The organism is Streptococcus sp. OMI750 (assembly GCF_047463895.1).
Taxonomy (GTDB): domain Bacteria; phylum Bacillota; class Bacilli; order Lactobacillales; family Streptococcaceae; genus Streptococcus.
The window spans coordinates 330511-348073 of record NZ_JASHCZ010000002.1; the positions used below are offsets into that span (position 1 = coordinate 330511).

At 43.4% G+C, this 17563-nt stretch carries 14 protein-coding genes; 2 read left to right on the forward strand and 12 right to left on the reverse strand.

From position 1 onward, the window contains the following. The first annotated feature begins 51 nt into the window (after nt 1-51). Entirely contained in the window at nt 52-1014 is a 963-nt protein-coding gene (locus QM830_RS06185; protein WP_414325988.1) for an asparaginase, read from the forward strand. A 759-nt stretch (nt 1015-1773) separates the two neighbouring features. On the opposite strand, the gene recG is transcribed toward QM830_RS06185, so the two are convergent. The 8 genes from recG to manA all read right to left on the reverse strand — a co-directional run bounded on the left by recG (nt 1774) and on the right by manA (nt 13357). Then, nucleotides 1774-3789: an ATP-dependent DNA helicase RecG gene (recG, locus tag QM830_RS06190; protein ID WP_414325989.1), complete on the reverse strand. Its 2016-nt coding sequence runs from the start codon at nt 3787-3789 to the stop codon at nt 1774-1776. Nucleotides 3790-3849: 60 nt separating this feature from the next. Then, nucleotides 3850-4962: an alanine racemase gene (gene alr, locus QM830_RS06195; protein ID WP_414325990.1), complete on the reverse strand. Its 1113-nt coding sequence runs from the start codon at nt 4960-4962 to the stop codon at nt 3850-3852. Beyond that, a complete protein-coding gene (gene acpS, locus QM830_RS06200) occupies nt 4949-5314 on the reverse strand; it encodes a holo-ACP synthase (RefSeq protein ID WP_414325991.1) in 366 nt (121 codons plus the stop codon). The genes alr and acpS overlap by 14 nt, the downstream gene beginning before the upstream one ends. Nucleotides 5315-5400: 86 nt before the next feature. After that, nucleotides 5401-6429 (reverse strand): 3-deoxy-7-phosphoheptulonate synthase, encoded by a 1029-nt coding sequence (locus tag QM830_RS06205; RefSeq protein WP_414325992.1) that lies wholly within the window; start codon nt 6427-6429, stop codon nt 5401-5403. A gap of 52 nt (nt 6430-6481) precedes the next feature. Then, entirely contained in the window at nt 6482-9001 is a 2520-nt protein-coding gene (gene secA, locus QM830_RS06210; protein ID WP_414325993.1) for a preprotein translocase subunit SecA, read from the reverse strand. A 174-nt stretch (nt 9002-9175) separates the two neighbouring features. Next, a complete protein-coding gene (locus tag QM830_RS06215) occupies nt 9176-11020 on the reverse strand; it encodes an APC family permease (protein ID WP_414325994.1) in 1845 nt (614 codons plus the stop codon). A 370-nt stretch (nt 11021-11390) separates the two neighbouring features. Then, nucleotides 11391-12131, reverse strand: a complete 741-nt coding sequence (locus QM830_RS06220) for a MerR family transcriptional regulator (protein ID WP_414325995.1) — start codon at nt 12129-12131, stop codon at nt 11391-11393. A gap of 281 nt (nt 12132-12412) precedes the next feature. Continuing rightward, complete coding sequence (manA, locus tag QM830_RS06225) at nt 12413-13357, reverse strand: mannose-6-phosphate isomerase, class I (RefSeq protein WP_414325996.1); 945 nt, start codon at nt 13355-13357, stop codon at nt 12413-12415. Between the two features lie 115 nt (nt 13358-13472). Here manA and queG point away from each other — a divergent pair, with 115 nt between their 5' ends. Then, a complete protein-coding gene (gene queG / locus QM830_RS06230; RefSeq protein ID WP_414325997.1) occupies nt 13473-14600 on the forward strand; it encodes a tRNA epoxyqueuosine(34) reductase QueG in 1128 nt (375 codons plus the stop codon). 33 nt (nt 14601-14633) lie between these two features. On the opposite strand, the gene QM830_RS06235 is transcribed toward queG, so the two are convergent. The 4 genes from QM830_RS06235 to scrK form a co-directional block, all read right to left on the reverse strand. Beyond that, complete coding sequence (locus QM830_RS06235) at nt 14634-15260, reverse strand: GNAT family N-acetyltransferase (protein WP_414325998.1); 627 nt, start codon at nt 15258-15260, stop codon at nt 14634-14636. A gap of 83 nt (nt 15261-15343) precedes the next feature. Continuing rightward, the gene (locus tag QM830_RS06240; protein ID WP_414325999.1) at nt 15344-15859 is read right to left on the reverse strand and encodes a phosphatase PAP2 family protein; all 516 of its coding nucleotides are present in this window, start codon (nt 15857-15859) and stop codon (nt 15344-15346) included. A gap of 218 nt (nt 15860-16077) precedes the next feature. Next, a complete protein-coding gene (locus tag QM830_RS06245; protein ID WP_414326000.1) occupies nt 16078-16488 on the reverse strand; it encodes a peptide deformylase in 411 nt (136 codons plus the stop codon). 92 nt (nt 16489-16580) lie between these two features. Then, nucleotides 16581-17480 carry a fructokinase ScrK gene (gene scrK / locus QM830_RS06250; protein WP_414326001.1) on the reverse strand — a complete coding sequence of 300 codons (900 nt, stop codon included), beginning with the start codon at nt 17478-17480 and terminating at the stop codon, nt 16581-16583. Between the last annotated feature and the right edge of the window lie 83 nt (nt 17481-17563).

Consider the following 17563-nt stretch of genomic DNA (forward strand, 5'->3'; position numbering starts at 1 on the left):
CTTTCTTTTTATGATAAAATAAATTATATCACATATTCCAAGGAGCTTCACATGTTTAAGAAAATTTTAGCACTACATACCGGAGGGACCATTTCCATGGCAGCAGATGACTCCGGAGCAGTGATCACCAATGAAGTTAATCCCATGACCCAAGTTACTTCTCCAATTGAAGGAATGGAAGTCACTTCTGAGGATATCTTCAATCTACCAAGTCCACAAATGACACCGCATCACATGTTAGCTCTATACCAAAGAATCAAAGAGGCAGCCAGCCACTTCGATGGGATCGTCATTACACACGGGACCGATACGCTAGAAGAAACAGCTTATTTTTTGGATACCATGGAGTTACCAGACATCTCCGTGGTGATTACTGGAGCCATGCGAAGCTCCAACGAACTAGGAAGCGACGGTGTCTATAATTTCTTAACAGCCCTCCGAGTGGCTGCCGATCCAAAAGCACGTGATAAGGGGGTCTTAGTCGTCATGAATGACGAAATTCATGCGGCCAAGTACGTTACCAAAACCCACACCACCAATGTCGGCACCTTCCAGACACCAACTCATGGCCCACTCGGTTTGGTCATGAAAAAGGAAATCCTCTTCTTTAAAACAGCTGAGCCACGAGTGCGCTTCGATCTCGATAAAATCGAAGGTTTCGTTCCCATTATCACTACTTATGCTGGGATGAAAACCGATCTGTTAGATCTACTGGATTGCTCAAAAATCGATGGTCTCATTATTGAAGCCTTTGGAGCAGGAAACATCCCTAAAGAAACAGCCATTAAACTCCAAGAATTTATAGACGCCGGACTTCCAATCGCTTTAGTATCCCGTTGCTTCAACGGAATTGCAGAACCCGTGTATGCATATGAAGGCGGTGGCGTTCAACTCCATCAAACAGGTATCTTTTTCATCAAAGAATTAAATGCCCCCAAAGCTCGCCTTAAGCTCCTCATCGCCCTCAATGCTGGCTTAAAAGGACAAGAACTCAAAGAATATATAGAAGGGTAGCATAAGATACAAAGCCCGTAAAATGCCAAGTGAAAATAGGAAATTGTCGCCGGGAGCGAAGCTCACAAGAAAATTTATCTTTTTCACACAGCATTTAGGGCGTGTTCAATTAACAAGATACAAAGGGCATAGCGGATACAGTCAAAATAGGGAGTAGGACAGAAGCGATACTTTGGCGGACTCTTCGTCGTCCTACCCCCACAAGGCTGATTAGGATTCTTCCAAGCTCATAAAGCAAGAGAAGAATCCAATCAGCTACTGCGTCTTGAAGTTAGTACTAATATAGTTGGCGTTTTATCACACAGTATTTAGCCCGTGTTCAATTACTAAGATACAAAGGGCGTGGCGGATACAGTCAAAATAGGGAATTCGACGCAGAATCATCAGATTCTAGGAGGATTCATCTTTTTGACACAATCCGCAGCCCGTGTTCAATTCGTGTAACGAGGCTGCGCAAAATTGTCAGCCTTTGATGTTTGATAGAAATAACAGTATGACGCTATGGTTGATTGGCATCTTTGTTCGCTTTTTAAGCTCCAAAAATGGCCTAATCAACTTTGCGGGGGTGGGAAAACGAACTCTTTTTAACTAATCGGAGTTCTTTCCCACTCCCTACACGACTCATTAACTCCTCAGGTGGATGGTATCGATCCACCTTCGTCCTGTCGCATTTCATCAAGATCCAAAACCTATAAAATGCAATCTTAAAAGTGAGTAGAGTGAAAACAACACATTTCCACTCTACTCACTTTTTATGATCTAATCTAAATGTTCTTGCTTCTCCAGATACAGTGAGAGCAAATGCCAGTCTGGGTGTTCTCGCCAATTTGGCGTCGTTACAATCTGGCTGGCGACTTTCCGCGCTTCTTCAAGAATTGGATAATCTTCTACTAAATCGGCTACTTGAAATTCTGGAATCCCCGATTGACGGGTACCAAAGATTTCACCTGAACCACGCATTTGCAAATCTTCCTCAGCAAGGACAAACCCGTTTGTCGTCTCTGTCATGATTTTCATGCGCTGTTTGCCACTATCCGTCTTAGGATTCGCAACCAGGATAGCATAGGATTGCTTATTTCCCCGACCGACCCGGCCTCGAAGCTGATGGAGTTGACTAAGGCCAAAACGATCCGCATCCATAATGACCATAACGGTTGCATTGGGCACATTGACCCCCACTTCAATAACGGTCGTTGACACCAAAACATCGATTTGGTGCTCTTTAAAGGCCTGCATGATGGTCTCTTTTTCTTCACTTTTCATCTTCCCGTGAAGAAGAGAAACACGTGCCCGCTGACCAAAGAAGGCCTCTAGCTCCGCTTGTAGAGCAAGAGCGTTTTTCAGATCTAGGGCTTCTGATTCCTCGATTAAGGGAGAGATAAAGTAGGCTTGAGAACCTTTCGCAAGCTCTTTCACCAACCAGTCGAGGACCACTTCTAACTGCTCATGCTTGACCCAACGTGTGATGATTTCCTTTCGTCCAGCAGGCATCTGATCAATGATGGACACATCCATATCTCCAAAGGCTGTAATAGCCAAGGTCCGGGGAATAGGGGTCGCCGTCATCATCAGGACGTCTGGATTTTGTCCTTTTTCTCGAAGAATACGACGTTGGGAAACCCCAAAACGGTGCTGTTCATCAATAATGACCAAGCCTAGATCTTGGTAGTGAACTCCCTCTTGAATCAAGGCATGTGTCCCCACAATCAGTTGAGCAGTTCCTGAGGCGATCTCTTCTAAGACTTCTCGTTTCTCAGCCGCCTTTAATCCTCCTGTTAGAAGGGCAATTGGCAAATCTGGAAAAAGATTTTGCAAGCTTTCCTTGTGTTGCTCTGCCAAAATCTCCGTTGGAACCATCAAGGCAGCTTGCTTCCCAGCGCTTAAGGCTGCATACATGGCAAGACCGGCCACGACTGTCTTCCCGCTTCCCACATCCCCTTGTAAGAGGCGGTTCATATGATAAGGAGAGGCCATATCTGTCAAGATTTCATTCAAGCTGTTTTCTTGAGCTTGCGTTAGCTCAAAAGGAAGCTGTTTTTTTCGTTCTGCTAATTTTTCTGGATCCCAGGCCAAGGAAATCCCTTGGCTGGCATCGTGATTTTCTTCTTTTAGCACTTGGAGTTGCAGCTGGAAAAAGAGGAGCTCTTCAAATTTTACCCGGCGAAGGGCTTGCTTGTACTCTGCCAGATCCTTAGGAAAATGCATAGCTTGCACTGCTTGGGAACGAGACATGAGTTGATAACGCTCTCGTAAGATGTGGGGTACATTCTCTTCTAAAAGCTGGTCCAAGCCCTGGTCGAATGCTATTTTGATCAATTTCACCAGGCTGTTTTGGCTCACTCCTTGTGTCACTCGATAGACTGGCTGCAAATCATCTTCCACTTGAGCCAGGAGCTTCATTCCTGTCAAACTGCCTTTGGCCTTGTCCCATTTTCCAAAAATCGCCACTGTCTGCTGGACCTCGATTTTGTCTGCTAGATAGGGTTGATTGAAAAAATTAACCGCAATGACCTGGTCTCCCTGTTTGATTGAAAAACGTAAGCGATTTCGTTTGTAACCATAATATTGGACATTGGCTGGTGTTGCTACCACCCCAGAGATGACAGCTTTTTCCCCATCTTCTAACTCTAAAACATTGCGCGTTTTGAAGTCTTCATAGCGAAAGGGGAAATACAAGAGCAGATCTTCTAAGGTTTCAATCCCTAACTTTTTAAATTTTTCCGCCGATTTTGGACCGACTCCAGGCAGTACGGATAAGGGTTGATGTAGATTCATTTCTCCTCCTTTCTTTTATAAAAAAGCAGGTCCATCCGGGAAAATCCCACCTGCTTCTTCTTATTCTTCACCTGTATAGTCACGAGGAATCCGATCACTCAAGAGACAGACCACTTCATAATTAATGGTCCCACGGTAATCCGCAACCTCTGTTGACGTGATTTCTTTCTCGCCCTCACGTCCAATCAGGGTAACCTTGGTCCCCAGAGGCAATTCTTCGGGAAGGCGAACCGTTATCTGGTCCATCGAAACGCGACCAACAATGGGACAAAACTCACCCTTGATCAGCACATGGAAATTTTGCATCTCTCGGATCCAACCATCCGCATAGCCGATAGGAATCGTCCCAATCCATTGGGATTCTTCTGTCGTATAAGTTGCTCCGTAGCCAATATCTTGACCCGCTTCTAACTGTTTCACATGAACTAACTCACTCACCAAACTCAAGGCTGGCTTGATTTCATAAGGCAAGGCTAACACAGAACCACTGGGATTCAAGCCATACATGACATCTCCCAAGCGCACAGCTGTGAAAATCGTATCCGCGTGCCACAAAGAGGTGGCAGAATTACTTGCATGGACAATGGGAGGAAGGGTTTCAAGAGCAGCCAATACTTCTTTGAAAAACTGGTATTGTGCTTGAAATTTTCGATCATCTGCCTCATCTGCTGTCGCAAAATGAGTAAAGATCCCTTCAATTTCAGCTCCAGCTGCTAAGAGAAGGCGTTCAGCCTCTTTGATGTCTTCGATCCTTCGGAATCCAATCCGCCCCATTCCAGAATCCACCTTGATATGGACCTTCAATCCTGAAAGATCTGCTTCTTGTCCAAGCAATTGATCCAACCAAGCAAGACTCGCCACCGTTAAGCGGATATCATACTCTTTGGCCAAATAGACTGTTTCGCTTGGTACAACTCCCAAAATCAAAATGGGTTCTTGCAAACCTTCTTGACGGATTTCTAAAGCTTCATCCAGATTGGAGACACAAAAACCATCCACTTGCGCGGCTAACTTCTTCGTCACTGCAACCACCCCATGACCATAAGCATTGGCTTTCACCACTGCGTATTTCAAGGTTTGGCTTGGAATATGATCACTGACTTGGCGAACATTAAAGGCAATGGCATCCAAATCGACTCTTGCAACAGTTGGTCTATGTTTACTTGCTTTCATCTACTTCCTCCAAAATGACACTGGTTGACACCAAGTCTCCCTTGTGACTGATCGAAACCCATACCTTTCCAGAAAATGGAGACTTGGAAAAATAGGGAGCTCCTTGGGCATTATTTAAAATTTCTAACTCTTGAAAACTAACTGGTCCAATCCCCGTTCCCATTGCCTTTGAAAAGGCTTCTTTAGCAGACCATCGGCCCGTTAAATATTCCATTTTCCGTTTTCCAGACAACTCCTCAAAACGCTCTTGCTCACTCTTGGTTAAGACTTTTTCTGCAAATCGTGCATTCTTTTGATAGGCTTTTTCAATCGCAGTGATCGATTCAATATCGATCCCATGTCCTTTGATCATCTTGTTTCATCCTTATATATTGTTTCAGTATCTGTTGGCTGACAACAGATAAGGGGCAAAAGAATCACTCCTTCCGCCCCTGCCTTTTACTTATTCATCGTTGCAATTTCTTTGACCAAGGCCTGTGTTTTTTCCCAACCTAGGCAAGGGTCTGTGATCGATTGACCATAAACCACTGGTTCATTTTGACGACCATCTTCTAGGTAGGATTCAATCATGAAACCACGAACTAAGGCTGCTAAATCCTTGTTCCAAGCACGATTCATCATGGTTTCTTTCACGATCCGTACTTGCTCTTCGAATTGCTTTCCAGAATTGTCATGGTTCGTATCCACCAAGATAAATGGATGTTGCAAGCCCATTTCACTATAGCGCTTTGCTGCAGCTAGCAAATCTTCATAATGGTAATTTGGAATATTCTTACCAGTTGCATCCAAGCCTCCACGAAGGATCGCATGAGCCAAAGGATTTCCTGATGTTTCCACTGCTTGGGCATTGAACAAGAAATTTTGTGGATGTTGTGCCGCATAAATCGCATTGAACATGACAGAAAGATTTCCAGATGTTGGATTCTTCATGCCTGTCGGAGCAGAGATTCCACTAGATACAAAGCGGTGCTCCTGATCTTCGACTGAGCGCGCTCCAATGGCATGGTAGGAAATCAAATCTTCGACATAAGGAAGACTGCCTGGGTAAAGCAATTCGTCCGCAGTCGTTAAACCAGTTTCTGTAATCACACGATAGTGGAGATGTCGCACTGCTTTTAAGCCATCAACAAAGCTTGGTGCTGCCTGTGTATCCGGTTGGTGCATCAAGCCTTTGTAACCATCCCCATTGGTCCGAGGTTTAGCCGTATAGACCCGCATGACGATAAAAATCTGATCTTTCACTTGCTCTTGCAAGTCTGCCAAGCGACGGGCATACTCCATCACCGCTTCTTCATTATCAGAAGAACAAGGCCCAATCACAAGAAGGATCCGTTGGTCTTCTCCTTTGATAATCGCCTCCAACTCCCGGTCACGCACTTCTTTACGCTCCAAGGCTGGACCTTCCAAACGGTAAAGCGATGTGATTTCTTGCTCATCAATCTTATTGCTCTTCCTAACGAATACCATACGGCCTCCTTTTGGTCTCTAGACCCTACCTTTCCTCCTTAAAGAGGAAACCTTAACCTTTACGTCCGTGACAGTTTTTAAACTTCTTACCGGAACCACAAGGGCACAAATCATTGCGTTTCACTTGTGACAAATCAATTTCTGCTGGAATATCTTGTTGTTGGGCTGCAATATTGCGAGTAGCAGTTGTTGAAATGCTGTGTTCTGTACGTGGACGTTCTTGTTCGTGAATTTGGGCTTTCATCATGAGACGAGTCACGTCAAATTCAATCGATCCAATCATGTCATTAAACATACGGAAACTTTCTGATTGGTATTCTACTACTGGGTTATTTTGCGCATACCCACGGAGCCCAACGGCATTTCGCAATTGATCCAAAGCATCGATGTGGTCTGTCCACTTGCTGTCCACCACTCGAAGGATCAATACTTTTTGGAACTCTTGCACAGACTCTTCGTCACGCAATTTCGCTACTTGACTGGCATAGATTTCTTCTGCTCGTCCATACAAGTAATCGATAACTTCCTTGTCAGATTTTCCTTCAATATCGCTTTCAGAAATCGTATCTTCTGGAACCAAATTGTATTTAGCAAAGTTCAGAATCGCTTCAACGCGTTCTTCCTTACTTGAGTGGCTAGCACCTTCGACAATCCGTTTGATGGTCCGTTTAATCATAGCCATGATTTCAGGAGCCAAGTCGCGGTTAGCTGTGATCACATCATAGCGCTCTGCATAGATGATCTCCCGTTGTTCCCGCATCACGTCGTCGTATTGAAGGACTTGTTTACGAGTATCGTAGTTATTTCCTTCAACCCGTTTTTGCGCTCCCTCTACTTGGCGGGTAAACATGTTTGAACGAATCACCGATTCTTCTTCACTCAACTTGAAGCGGTCGAGCACTGCTTTGATCCGTTCTGAGCCGAAACGACGCATCAACTCATCTTCAAGAGACAAGTAGAATTGAGATTCACCTGGATCCCCTTGACGCCCTGAACGTCCACGAAGCTGGTTATCGATCCGACGACTTTCGTGACGCTCTGTCCCGATGACACAAAGTCCACCAAGTTCGCGAACCCCTTCACCGAGCTTGATATCGGTACCACGTCCAGCCATGTTGGTCGCGATGGTAACAGCGCCACGTTGACCGGCGTTCATGATGATTTGCGCTTCTTTGTAGTGGTTTTTCGCATTCAAGACTTCGTGAGGAACACCTGCTTGCACCAACAATTGAGAAAGGTAATCACTGGTTTCAACGGCAACTGTACCTACTAGGACTGGTTGTCCTTTTTCATGACGAGACTTGACATCTTCCACAACAGCCTTGAATTTTGATTTCAAGCTTGGGTAGAGAAGGTCTGGATGGTCAATACGGGCAATTGGACGGTTGGTTGGAATTGGAATCACGCGAATGTTATAAATTTCACGGAATTCTTCTTCTTCGGTTTTCCCTGTCCCTGTCATCCCTGACAACTTCTTATACATACGGAAGAGGTTTTGGTAGGTAATCGATGCGGAGGTTTTGGTTTCTTCTTGAACTGGTACACCTTCTTTGGCCTCGATCGCTTGGTGGAGACCATCAGAATAGCGACGGCCTTCCATGGTACGACCTGTAAATTGGTCGACGATCAAGATTTCTTGATCTTCGCTGACCACATAGTCGATATCCAAAATCATGATATAGTTGGCACGAAGGGCGTTGTCAATAAAGTGGGTCAAGGCTACGTTTTCAATATCATACAAGTTTTCAAGATTAAAGTAGCTTTCCGCCTTATCAATTCCTGAATCTGACAAACCAATGGTTTTAGATGGTACATCGATAATGTAATCATCCTCTGTCAAGCTCTTCACATAAGCATCTGCCATGTGATAGAGTTGGCTTGTATCAGAAGCTGTCTGCCCAGAAACGATCAGAGGTGTACGAGCTTCGTCGATCAAGATGGAGTCTACCTCATCGACCAAGGCATAGTTCAATGGACGTTGAACCATGTTTTCAGCACGAACAACCATGTTATCACGAAGATAATCAAACCCGATCTCTGAGTTAGTCGAGTAGGTAATATCACAGAGATAAGCTTCTTTTTTCTCAGCTGGAGATTTTGCTGCGAGGTTGATCCCTACTGAAAGGCCAAGCCATGAGTAAAGTTCTCCCATCTCTGTCGCATCCCGCTCTGTCAGGTATTCATTGACGGTAACAACGTGTACCCCTTTACCAGACAAGGCGTTCAAGTATACAGGCATGGTCGCTGTCAAAGTCTTCCCTTCCCCTGTACGCATCTCTGGAACGTCACCATGGTGAAGGACGATCCCCCCCATGACCTGAACCTTATATGGGAACAAACCAAGTACCCGTTTTGCCCCTTCACGAACAACTGCAAAAGCCTCGTACAAGAGATCATCCAAAGACTCACCATCTTGATAGCGTTGCTTAAACTCAACTGTTTTTGCCTTTAATTCGTCATCCGTCAAAGCTGCCATTTGGTCCTCATAAGAAAAGACCTTATCAGCCATTTTTTCAAGACGTTTGATTTCGCCTCGATCATTTTCAATAATTGTTTTTAATAAATTTGCCATTTTTTTCCTTACTTTGAAACTTCAAAAATCTAAAATGTTCTTTTTATTCTAGCATTTTTTTAACATTTTTTCAAGATCAAGGCTGTTTCTTACAAGACTTTTGAATGGATTTTTTCAACTTCAAAAAAACAAAAAAATGCCTGCTCGAGCAAACATCTTTTCTTTAGGCGATAGTTATTCAGATAAATGGTAAGAATAGCTTGCCACAACCACTTCTTCATGCCAACGAAGTGCGTACTTCAATTTCAAACTCATTTGGTTGTGGAGAATATTTTGCCAATGTTTTTTAGGGATGAATTGAGGGACTAAGACTGTGACAGTATTCCCTTTTTCCTTAGCTTCCTCAGCTACTTTAGAGACAAATTCAACTGTTGGTTGAATAATATCCCGATAGCTCGTCATGACATTTTCAAAGCGAATATGAGGGAAATAGTGCTTAAATTCTTCTGCCACCTCTGCATCTTTAACCTTGGTTTCTTCTGTTGAGACGTGCATGGCTATGACGTCATTTCCTAGGCTATTGGCATAACTCATAGCTCCCACACTTACCTGAGTGACATTTCCGACAAGGACGATCACGGTATTGCCCGCATAACTTGTCTTTTCGATCTTACCTCCCAAGCGCAATTGAGCCGCAACTTTATCATAGTGATTGCGGATACTCAAGAACATCCAAAGTAAAAGACCAATAATAGGGAAGAAGGGCCAGATTTCACGCAGACGGAACAGCAAGAGGATCAAGACAATACCATAACAGATAGCTGCCCCGAGGATATTGGCAAGCGAAAACTTGAGAAATCCTTTTTGATATTGGCGTTTCCAGTGGATAACCATCCCTGTTTGAGAAAGGGCAAATGGAATGAAGACCCCAATGGTATAAAGCGGAATCAAGCTTTCTGTTTGCCCATCAAAGATCAAGAGCAAGACGATGGCACCAATGGCCAAGGTCAAAATCCCATTGGAATAGCCCAGACGATCCCCTTTTTCCATATACATGTGTGGCATGTATTTGTTTTTAGCCATGTTAAAGGCCAACATTGGAAAGGCTGAGAACCCAGTATTCGCCGCAACTGCCAGGATCAAGGCTGTTGATAATTGGAAGACGTAGAAGAAGGCTTGTCCGACCGGAGAATTTCCTAAGATAGCTTGGGCCATTTGAGCTAGAGTTGTTACCCCTTTTGCTGGTACGACACCCACCCAGTAATTGAGGAAGGTAATCCCTGCAAACATAATCCCCAAAATCAAAGCCATGATGGTCAAGGTAGAGGCTGCATTCTTTGCTTTTGGTTTCTTAAAGAAAGGAACCGAATTGGAGATGGCTTCAACCCCTGTTAGTGAAGCTGATCCACTCGTAAAGGCCCGCAATAAGAGAATGACACTAACCCCTGAAATGGTTTGACCCACATGAGCAGTCGCGTTATAGGCCAAATGCCCTGTCAAAATTTGGATCACACCATAGCCGATCAAGGCAATCGTACTAACAATGAACAGGTAGACTGGAATCATCAAGGAAGTAGCTGATTCACGCAGCCCCCGTAAGTTCATCAGCATCAAGAGCAAGACCAACAAAATGGAAATGTGCAGATTATAAGGATGAAGAGAGGGAATCGCTGACGTGATAGCATCTGCACCGGAAGAAACAGATACTGCTACCGTCAGCATGTAGTCGACCAAGAGACTGCCACCAGCGATCAACCCCGCTTTGGGTGACAAGTTCTCCGTAGTCACCATGTAGGCCCCTCCCCCTTGAGGATAGGCATGAATGACCTGGCGATAAGAAATCGTTAAACTGGCTAGGAGAACCAGAACCACAATCCCAATTGGAATGGACCACCAAATGGCTCCTGCTGATACCGTCATCAAGACCAGGATAACTTGCTCTGGACCATAGGCAATAGAAGAAAGTGCGTCACTAGAGAGCATGGCCAAGGCCTGCATTTTCCCCAGCAATCCTCCTTCACCTTCTGCACCAGATTTCAACGGACGGCCAATAAACCATTTTTTCAATGTTGAAAACATAAAAAACTCCTTGAAAAAAGATCATGAGGCCGGGAATTCCCTGCCTCTTTTTCATAAAACAGGGGTTATTCTACTCCTTTTTTTTAAGACTGTCAACCGAAATTGTGAAAGTTTCATAAAATTTTCATTCTTTCCTTCCACCTCCCATAGATAGGACAGTTTCTTTTCAATTTTTTCCAAGCAAAAAACGAGGCTGGGACAAAAATCCTAGCCTCTCAATTATTTTTGGATTCTCGAGCAAGACGCAGTGGTTGAGTGGGCTCTACTACGCTGATTTCATCAGCCTTTACAGCCCTACTCAACTGTGCGGAGGTGGGACGACGAAATCGAATTCTAACGAATTACCGATTTCTGTCCCACTCTCACTTTTTTATTTTGCTTGATTTTCGACATAAAAGGCAATGACATCCGAAGTGTACTGGGCTGTACCAGCACCAAACTTGTCGATGTTTCCCTTGAATTCTGGATTATAGACATAGCCTTTGCCAATATGGCCAAAAACCTCTATAGAGCAATCAAATCCATACGTTCGAATCGCATCTAAAAGTTTGGCTGCTGCTTCTTGGTTTTCAAATTCGGTTACTGGCAGACCAGCTTGAAGGTTTTTCGCAAAGACTTGGAAGACTTGATTAAAGGCTCTTGTCGCCTCATCTTCTCGACCTTTTTGGCGTTCAAGCGCTTGGTTCATGACTTCTTGACCATACTTGTCTACCGCCTCTTGCTGGTATTTTTGAGTATCTTGGTAGCTAAATCCAGTAAATTTTTCCTCAATTGTCATTTGTCTTTCTCCTTTTTGTTCTTGAATGGTTTTTTGCAAAGTGGAAATCAGGGTATCCAAACGTTTTCTTTCTTGAGTCAAATAATCTAACTGTTTGGTCAAATGGGGCAATAAGTTAGACTTTTCTTCGGCTAAGAGTTCTGCTATTTGTTCCAAGGAAAACCCTAGATACTTGTAATAGAGAATTACCTGTAAGCGTTCTAAATCTTCTTGGCTGTAAGTCCGATAGCCATTTTCAGATTTCACAGGGACTAGAAGTCCTATCTTATCATAGTGGTGCAAGGTCTTGATAGAGACACCTGACAGCTCTGCAGCTTCTTTGATATGGTACATAATTTCCTCCTTGTACTCAATGAAAATCAAAGAGCAAACTAGGAAGCTAGCCGCAGGTTGCTCAAAGCACCGCTTTGAGGTTGTAGATAGAACTGACGAAGTCAGTAACATATATACAGTAAGGCGACGCTGACGTGGTTTGAATTTGATTTTCGAAGAGTATTACAAGGATAGTATAATCCCTCCCCTTAGGTCAGAGTCAAGACTTAACACAAAAATAGTTTTATTTCAGAAAAAAGGCTTGAGTAGTTCCATTGCGTTTTACTCAAACCCTTTGTTTTTTATGGGTGACTCACGATCAATTCTAAACCTTGCCCTTCCAAAGTCCAAGATTCAACATCGCTTGGCAAGATAAAGTGACTTCCTTTTTGAATAGGATAATCCTTTCCATCTACCGTCAATTTCCCTTCTCCGGCTAAGACGCTCAATAAGCTGTAATCAGCAGTCTTTTCAAAATTAGCTTTTCCAGTAAGTTCCCACTTATAAACCGTAAAGAAATCACTGGCAACCAAGATGGTCATTCGAAGATCGTCGATCACAACTGTATCTGGATGGCTATTTGCGGGCTTACCAATGTTCAACACATCAATTGATTTTTCAAGATGAAGCTCACGCAAGTTTCCTTGGTCATCCTTGCGGTCAAAGTCATAAACACGGTAGGTTGTGTCACTGGACTGTTGGGTTTCAAGGATCAAGATTCCAGATCCAATCGCGTGCATGGTTCCACTTGGCACATAGAAGAAATCTCCAGCCTTGACTGGAACTTTTGTCAGCAAGGCCTCCCAGTTTTTATCTTCGATTTGCTGGCGGAGTTCTCCTTTTGACTTGGCATTGTGTCCATAGATAATCTCTGATCCTTCGTCAGCCGCAATCACATACCAACACTCGGTTTTTCCAAGTTCTCCCTCATGCTCCATGGCATAGGTATCATCCGGGTGCACCTGTACACTAAGCCAGTCGTTAGCATCCAAAATCTTTGTTAATAAAGGAAAGACAGGCTCTTTACGATTGCCGAATAATTCTCGGTGCTCTTGATAGAGCTGATCCAATCCCATTCCTTCGTATGGACCATTGGCCACTTTAGAAACGCCATGCGGATGGGCCGAAATCGCCCAAAATTCACCGACATGGTCACTCGGAATGTCGTAACCAAATTCCTCTTTTAGACGTGTTCCTCCCCATATTTTTTCCTGCATCACTGAATGTAAAAATAATGGTTGTACCATAATACCCTCCTAGCATTTCATGTTTCTATTATACAAAAAAAAGAAAGCTTTTGAAAGCCTTTTCTGATTGTTTCCATTCTCGCCAGAATCTTCATTTTTGTGTATAATGGAACAGATGACACTAAAAGAAAACATTATCCAACTGGCACATTCTATTGGGATTTCAAAAATTGGATTTACAACCGCTGATGACTTCGCTTATTTGGAAAAATCGCTCCGCTTGGCCGTTGAGGAAGGACGGAATTCTGGATTCGAGCATAAGAATATTGAGGAGCGCATCCAACCTACATTAAGTCTCTCCTCCGCAAAGACGATCATCTCAATCGCTGTCGCCTACCCCCATAAGCTCAAACAACAACCTCAAAAGACTGCCTATAAAAGAGGAAAATTCACGCCCAACAGTTGGGGATTGGACTATCATTATGTCCTTCAAGACAAGCTTAAGCGCTTAGCCGCTGGGATTGAAGAAATGACGCAAGATTTTGAGTACAAAGGCATGGTCGATACCGGAGCACTGGTTGACACGGCGGTTGCCCAGCGAGCAGGGATTGGTTTTATCGGAAAAAACGGCTTGGTCATTTCCAAAGAATACGGTTCCTACATGTTCCTTGGTGAATTGATTACCAATCTTGAGATCGAACCAGATCAGCCTGTCGACTATGGTTGTGGGGACTGTCGAAGGTGTTTAGATGCTTGTCCAACCTCCTGTTTAATCGGAGACGGATCTATGAATGCCAAACGCTGCTTGTCCTTCCAAACTCAAGACAAGGGCATGATGGACTTAGAATTTCGCAAGAAAATTAAAACGGTCATCTATGGATGTGACATCTGTCAGATTAGCTGCCCTTATAACAAAGGTCTGGATAATCCCTTGGCAACAGAAATCGATCCTGAGCTGGCTCATCCAGAGTTGATTCCTTTTATCGAACTGTCTAACGGACAATTTAAGGAAAAATTTGGAAACGTTGCCGGAAGCTGGCGAGGCAAGAATATCCTCCAACGCAATGCCATTATCGCACTAGCAAATGCTAATGACCGCTCAGCCATCCCTAAGCTACTGAACATCATCGAGACCTCGCAAAATCAGATCCATATCGCAACTGCTATCTGGTCCTTAGGGCAATTGCTACGTGAAATCACACCAGAACTTATCGAACTCTTACTAAATATCAAAAAACCTTCTAAAGATATTATAGAGGAGCGAGCAGCCTTTTTTAAACATTTTGACATCCAAATAGACTAACCATGATAATGAAAAAACACTAAGGTTGTAACCTTAGTGTTTATTTAGTTCCTTCAAGAAATACCAGCTCCCCATTTCTACATGGTTAAAGCTAATCTCGTTAGAGTAGACTTCCTTGTAGCCATTTTTGGTATAAAAATAGACATTTCCCTTCGTATTGGTATAAAAGGCTAGTTTTTCTCCTTTAACCTCTTCCAAGAAAGGCTCAATTCCTTCTGTCATAAAGCGACTGCCATAGCCCTGCCGTTGGTGTTTAGGGGCAACTGCCAGAAGCATTAAATACCAATCAAAGTCTACATTTTGCTCCAATTCCTTATCCGTGTCCTCCATAAATTTAAAGTAGGCCAACATATTCTTCAAGGAAATAAACTTGAGCAAGCCCAAGCCACCATTCAAAAGATAGGCCCGAAAAGGAATCGGTCCTTTTTGTAACAAGGCCACTGCATAAATTTCATTGTTTTGTTCCGCCACAAGGCAGATATGGTGCTTGAGAAAAACCTTTACCAAGATGCGCATCATTGCCTCAACAAAGGCAGGATACTGCTTGGGATCACGCACCAAATCCTTGATGACTTTTAAAAATAGATACTCCTCAAAGGCTGTACTGGCTACTCGAACCACCTGATCCAGATCTGCTTTTTCTGCTTGTCTGTATTTCATCTTCTCTCCTCTTCTAAGTCCACTTTCCAGTATACACTATCACTTGCTGTTATTCAAAGGTCAATTTCGAACAATATGTTGATTCAAACAAGCAAAAAAAGTCCTCCCCAGGCCAGTCCCAATCCCCAAGCAACGAGAACGTCCTTGGGATAATGAACCCCTCCAAAAACTCGGACAAGGGCTAAGAGAAGAGATAAGAGCATCGAGCACATTCCAAACGGAAGCGACAACTGACAGACACACATAGAGATAATGGTCGCCGAAAAAACATGGCGGCTAGGAAAAGAATGTCCCGATGAATTTTTCTCTAATAAAGGTTGAATGTCCCATGTTTCGTAAGGTCTTGGAACATTGATCCAATGGCGGAAGAGACTAAACAAGATAAAGCCAGAAGCTGGAATCCATATAAAAGGCCAAATTCCACCAATCGTGGTTTGTTTTAAACATAGCCAACAAAAGACCAGACCATAGATGCCTGGCATGACGAGAGTTAGGATTCGATTTGTCCGCCGAAGGACCTGCACACGACGCGGATTTCTCGCAAAAGGCAGGGTTAGCCAACGATAAAATTGCGGGTATTCTTGAAGGTTGCGCTTCATCTTGGAACTCCTGTCTTTCATCTGATTTTCGTACTACTAGTATACGCGATCCTAAGAAAACCTGTCAAGTACGGTTCCTTTTTTATTGTTTCTTTCTTCTTTTTTATACAACCGCTATTCCTTTTTTTGCTTTTATCAATTTTATGTCTCCAAGAATCGACTTTTCTATCACTTTTTCCTAGTAAAAAATGGAGCCAGATTGACTCCATCCATCACTTCTATATGATAACGCCTTCTAGATGATCCATTTCATGCTGACAGATCTGGGCTGGAAAACCTGACAAATGTAAGGTTTGAGCTTGCCAATTGACATCCCGATAAGCCACCGTGATCTCCTCATAACGGGTCGTCGGCCGACTTCCCACTAAAGACAAGCACCCTTCCTCTGTTTGATAGGCCTTTTTCTTATCCAGAAGAACAGGATTAAACATGACCAGATTTGCATTTCCCATTCGAATGATAATCGCACGTTTTTTCACCCCTATCATATTGGCTGCCAAACCCACACACTCAAAAAGATGGGCGTTCAAGGTATCCTGTAAATCCAAGGCCAAAGGACGATCTTCCGGTGTCGCTTCTTCTGATTTTTGTCCCAAAAATAAGACATCTTTTACAATGCTCTTTTTCATATTTTCCTCACTTCTTTATGGAAAAGGACAAAACCGAGACAGCTCGGTCTCGGTTTCGCTCTTGTTTTTAACCTCTATGGGGCAAGCGCTTCTTACTTTTTAAGCTTTTCACTCACTTCTTTTGCAAGAACAAAGTTCCCCAAGGTAGCTGAACCATTGCCAGCAACTGCAGGTGTCACAATATAATCTCTTACATCTGGTACAGGGAGATAACCGTTTAGGAGAGCTGTAAATTTCGTCCGAACACGATCTAACATATGTTGTTGCGCCATTACTCCCCCACCAAAGACAATGACATCTGGACGGAAAGTAACGGTCGCATTCACAGCCGCCTGTGCGATATAGTAGGCTTGAATATCCCAAACATTACTGTTGAGTTCGATATTTTCTCCACGAATACCTGTCCGAGCCTCTAAACTCGGACCAGCCGCAAAACCTTCCAAACAGCCGTTGTGGAAAGGACAAACACCCTTGAATTCTTTTTCCACATCCATTGGGTGTTTCGCCACATAATAGTGACCCATTTCTGGGTGTCCAGCTCCCCCAATAAACTCGCCACGTTGGATAACGCCAGCTCCGATTCCTGTTCCGATTGTATAGTAAACCAAGTTTTCGATATGGCCACCTGCGTTATTGCGTGCTACCACTTCACCATAGGCTGAACTATTCACATCTGTTGTAAAATAGATGGGTACATTCAAAGCACGACGGAAGGCACCAACGATATCAACATTGGCCCAATTTGGTTTTGGAGTCGTCGTAATGAAGCCATAAGTTTTTGAATTTGGATCGATATCAATTGGTCCAAATGATCCAATCGCAAGACCAGCAAGATCCTCAAATTTTGAGAAAAATTCGATAGACTTATCAATGGTTTCAATTGGCTTGGTTGTTGGGAATTGTACTTTTTCAACAATATTGTAGTTTTCATCACCAACTGCACAAACAAACTTTGTACCGCCAGCTTCCAAACTTCCGAATAATTTTGTCATGTTGGCTCCTTTTTATAATGAAAAATTCCTGTACTTATTATAGCATATTTTATAGCAATGCTACTTCTCTTCTCTAAAGAAAA